The sequence below is a fragment of the Halanaerobium congolense genome (genome assembly GCF_004366375.1).
GTDB classification, from domain to species: Bacteria; Bacillota; Halanaerobiia; order Halanaerobiales; family Halanaerobiaceae; genus Halanaerobium; species Halanaerobium congolense.
This window is the reverse complement of sequence record NZ_SOEF01000068.1, coordinates 1-3,795: the sequence shown is the minus strand read 5'-3', so window position 1 is coordinate 3,795 and position 3,795 is coordinate 1. Positions and strand designations below refer to the sequence as shown.

General features: G+C 34.0%; 5 protein-coding genes. All 5 read left to right on the top strand.

Annotation, left to right across the window (positions count from 1 at the left end; genetic code table 11):
* The first annotated feature begins 725 nt into the window (after nt 1–725).
* The 5 genes from C7954_RS13300 to C7954_RS13275 all read left to right on the top strand — a co-directional run bounded on the left by C7954_RS13300 (nt 726) and on the right by C7954_RS13275 (nt 3,705).
* Entirely contained in the window at nt 726–1,025 is a 300-nt protein-coding gene (locus C7954_RS13300) for a type II toxin-antitoxin system Phd/YefM family antitoxin (protein WP_005488947.1), read from the top strand.
* A gap of 20 nt (nt 1,026–1,045) precedes the next feature.
* Nucleotides 1,046–1,288, top strand: a complete 243-nt coding sequence (locus C7954_RS13295; RefSeq protein WP_134060291.1) for a type II toxin-antitoxin system RelE family toxin — start codon at nt 1,046–1,048, stop codon at nt 1,286–1,288.
* Nucleotides 1,289–1,406: 118 nt separating this feature from the next.
* The gene (locus C7954_RS13290) at nt 1,407–1,688 is read left to right on the top strand and encodes a transposase (RefSeq protein ID WP_134060289.1); all 282 of its coding nucleotides are present in this window, start codon (nt 1,407–1,409) and stop codon (nt 1,686–1,688) included.
* Nucleotides 1,685–2,701 carry an IS3 family transposase gene (locus tag C7954_RS13285; RefSeq protein ID WP_338068546.1) on the top strand — a complete coding sequence of 339 codons (1,017 nt, stop codon included), beginning with the start codon at nt 1,685–1,687 and terminating at the stop codon, nt 2,699–2,701. Before C7954_RS13290 ends, C7954_RS13285 begins: the two co-directional genes overlap by 4 nt.
* A 779-nt stretch (nt 2,702–3,480) precedes the next feature.
* Entirely contained in the window at nt 3,481–3,705 is a 225-nt protein-coding gene (locus C7954_RS13275) for an AAA family ATPase (RefSeq protein ID WP_134060285.1), read from the top strand.
* Nucleotides 3,706–3,795: the final 90 nt, after the last annotated feature.

Sequence of the window (3,795 nt, the reverse complement as noted above, 5' to 3'; positions counted from 1 at the left end):
CACAAAGTTAGCACTCAACTAATTACGGGTATGATAGCCAACTTTGCACCAGGTCTGTTGACATCGGGCACACCGCGAATCCCAGTATCGTTATATGCAATACTGATTTAGCAGCGCAGCAGCATAAAGAGAGAAGAAAAAGGGTTGGATCATCGCAGGATGAAGTGAATTTAATTTCTCCGGGGAAGGGAAATAGAAACTGAAAAGTTTTTATTTTAACTAAGTGCCTTTTGAAAACCATGATCAATTTTATGATATTTTACAGCATCTATCTTCAAATTCCATGAGCATTGTTATATCTTCACGCACTTCGTGAAGATGTGGTATATTTAGGTGTTGATGAAATGCCTGCTGGTTAAGGTAATCGTTGAATTAAGGTTAGCAATTTGAAGATAGAGATAGTTTATCAGCTTCGATAAATCAGTACAGCATATAACATGGGATTAACGGCATGCCCTCTGGCACAAAGTTAGCACTTGAACAATTGTGGATATGAAAGCTAACTTTGCACCAGGTCTGTGGACATCGGGCACACCGCGAATCCCAGTAACGTTATACGAAAGAGCTGGTTTGAAAAAGTCTTTTAAAATAATAATTAAATTCTAAGCTAAAATACTTCTATAAATTAAAACTAAAGATATTGAAATTGATTTTACATAAAATTTAATGTATAATTTAATTAAGATAATCATTTATGAAATATTTTAATCTATGGAGGTGCGATAATGGTTACTTTAAGAATTGATAGAGATCATATGGTCTCATCTTCTGAAATTGTTCGTAATTTTAGTAAAATGTTAGATAAAACAAAAGAGTCCCCGCTTTTTATTACCAGAAATAATGATATTGAAGGTATTATGATGGATATTGAAGAATATGAAATGTTACTAGAAAAAATAGAATTTCTGGAAGACCAACTAGAGGATGCCCATATTGAAGAGATTATAGCCAAAAGAAAAGAAAACTTTGATCTTAAAGATGCAGTAAGCGAAAAAGAGATAATGGATTTATTAGATAAAGAATAGTTTTTAGGGGGCTTAAGTTGATGAAGCTTAAATTTCATCCTGAAGTTAAAAATGATATTGATAATTTAGATGGAAGTGTTAAACCGAGACTTAAAAGTACACTTAATAAAATTAAAAGATCACCTGAATTAGGAAAACCACTTGGAAATAAAAGTGGAATTGATCTATCAGGTTGTTTAAAAATCTACTTTTATCGGAAAAAATATAGAGTTGTTTATCAAATAATGAACGAAAAAGAAGTTATGGTTTGGTCTGTTGTATAATGTTTCTAAGCCCGTCAAAGAGATTTCCAAAAGTTTTTTGTAGTAATTTAAATTATGCCAGCTAATTTGACATGGTCGTTTTCTTCCTTCAAAATAATAACTAGAAAGGGAGATAATTATGAGTAAAAACACTAAACGCTCACCTGAAGAAAAGATGGAAATTGTTCTTGAAGGTCTTCAAAATGATAATATCTCTGAGACCTGCCGTAAACATGGTATTTATGAGAGTCAGTTTTATCAGTGGAAAAAAAGACTTATTGGTTCTGCAACTAAAGTATTTAGAAACAAAAAGAAAAAAGATCCTGAAAAAGAAAAACTTAAAGATGAAGTCGATAGACTAAAACAGACTCTGGTAGAACAAACCTGTGAGCTTCAGATTCTAAAAAAAAACGACAAATAGGACTGCATGGTGAAATCAAAAATGACTGGCTTGCAGCAGATGAAAAAAGAAAACTAATGGATATAGTGGAAGAATCTACTCTGCCAATTAAGACCACCTGTGAAATATTAGAGCTTAATTCCTGGCGTTACTATGACTGGAGAAAACGCTATAAAGCTGAGGGTATGGAAGGGCTTAAAAACCATAAGTCTACCCCTGCCTCATGCCCTCACAGCCTTTTAGAGGAAGAAAAGCAGGCGATTATAGATTATGCTCTTAAACACCCAGATCAGCGTCATAGAAAGCTTGCTAAAAAGATGATGGATGATGATATTGTTTATGTGTCAGCATCCAGTACATATCGGGTGCTTAAAGATGCTGGTCTTATTCCTGAACAGGAATATCACAAAAAGAAAAATGCAGACGGTAAAATTGAAGTTGATCAACCAAACAAAATGTGGCATACCGATATTAGTTATATCCCTGTAAAAAATACCCATGCCTATTTAATCTGCGTTCTTGATGGCTACTCCCGTAAAATCATCCATGGAGAACTCTCTCAAACTATGACTGCAGACGATATGCAGCGGGTCCTTAGTAGAGCCATGTTTAAAGCAGGTATATTTGAAGCAGATCCTGTCAGCAGGCCAGCTCTTGTAAGTGATAACGGCACTCAGCTTGTGTCTAAATCTTTTACTGAATTCCTTGAAGAATGGGAGATCAAGCACATCAGAACAGCTGTAAAACACCCTGAGACAAACGGGAAAATTGAAGTTTTCCATAAAACAATTAAGTATGAGAATGTCTATAGAAAAGCAACATATCAGAGCTTTTATGAAGCCAGAGATGATATAGAGAAATTTATTGACCATTATAATTCTGAAAGACTGCACCAGGGTATAGAATTTGTAACACCAGATCAAAAATATAACGGCAAAGCCGATGAAATTATAAATGAGAGAAAGAAGAAACATCAATCAGCTATTGATAGAAGAAAACGGCTCAATAGAAAGAGAAAATCAACAGCTGCATAGAACACCTGGGACTACAAAAGTATTTTTAAAATTTACTTGACTTTTCAGAAACAATGCATGTTGGTAAAAGAGAAGATCAAGTTGTTTATATAAGTGCATATAAAAGAATACTGGAAAAGGGGAGATAAACCCCTTTTTTTATTTATAAAGATTTCTAAAATTTATCAAAAGAGCAAACCAGCTCCATCGTATAACATGGGATTGGCATCATGCCTTCTGTCATAAAGCTTGCAATCTAACCAATCTCGAATATGAAAAAGCAAGCTTTACGCCAGTTCCTGCGGAAACAGTCACGAGCGCAAATCCCAGGGACGTTATATGACATTATAGCAAAAGTTACTGCAGCTAAAAAGAGCAGAAAAAAGGGTTTGGTCCGCGCAGGATGATATTTTTGCACTTTTTCCGGTGAAAGTAAATAGAAACTGAAAGGTTTTTAACTTAACCAAGTGATCTAAGAAAAGAAAACCGTGATCAATCTTATGAGAGTCACAGCATTATCTCCAAAACTTCAGACTGATGATTAAGTTTTTTGCTGGCAGACTATGGCAAAAAAGAAGATAGAGGTTCGAAGTTTTGGATATAAATGATAAGCAATAGAGTCGATGTTGCTATAACAGTCATATAACATGTGATTAACGGCATGCCCTCTGGCACAAAGCTTGCTATTAAACAATTACGAGTATGATGGCAAACTTTGCACCAGGTCTGTGGACACCGGGCACACCGCGAATCCCAGAATCGTTATCCGAAATAACTATATGTGAGAAAGGAGTTTAAATGTGTATATTAAAAAAATAGCTATATCAGGTTATAAAACTTTAGTAGATTTTAAATTTGAAGAGATACAAGAAGGTTTAAATATATTAGTTGGAAAAAATAATGTAGGAAAAAGTAATATTTTAAAAGCACTTGATATATTTTTTACTCGGCAAGGCACATTAAAAGAAGATGAGATTGCGAATTCTTTTGATTCATTTTTAAATAATCGAGATAATATATCCTGAATTATTCATAGCAACCACGAAATAAATTATCAGTCCTAATATAGCAACATTCTATCAAAATATTATTTTCACCCGGTGGGTGAAAGATTT

Coding starts and splice junctions, on each gene's coding strand:
- C7954_RS13300 (WP_005488947.1), top strand. CDS start 726: ATGGTTACTTTAAGAATTGATAGAGATCATATGGTCTCATCTTCTGAA.
- C7954_RS13295 (WP_134060291.1), top strand. CDS start 1,046: ATGAAGCTTAAATTTCATCCTGAAGTTAAAAATGATATTGATAATTTA.
- C7954_RS13290 (WP_134060289.1), top strand. CDS start 1,407: ATGAGTAAAAACACTAAACGCTCACCTGAAGAAAAGATGGAAATTGTT.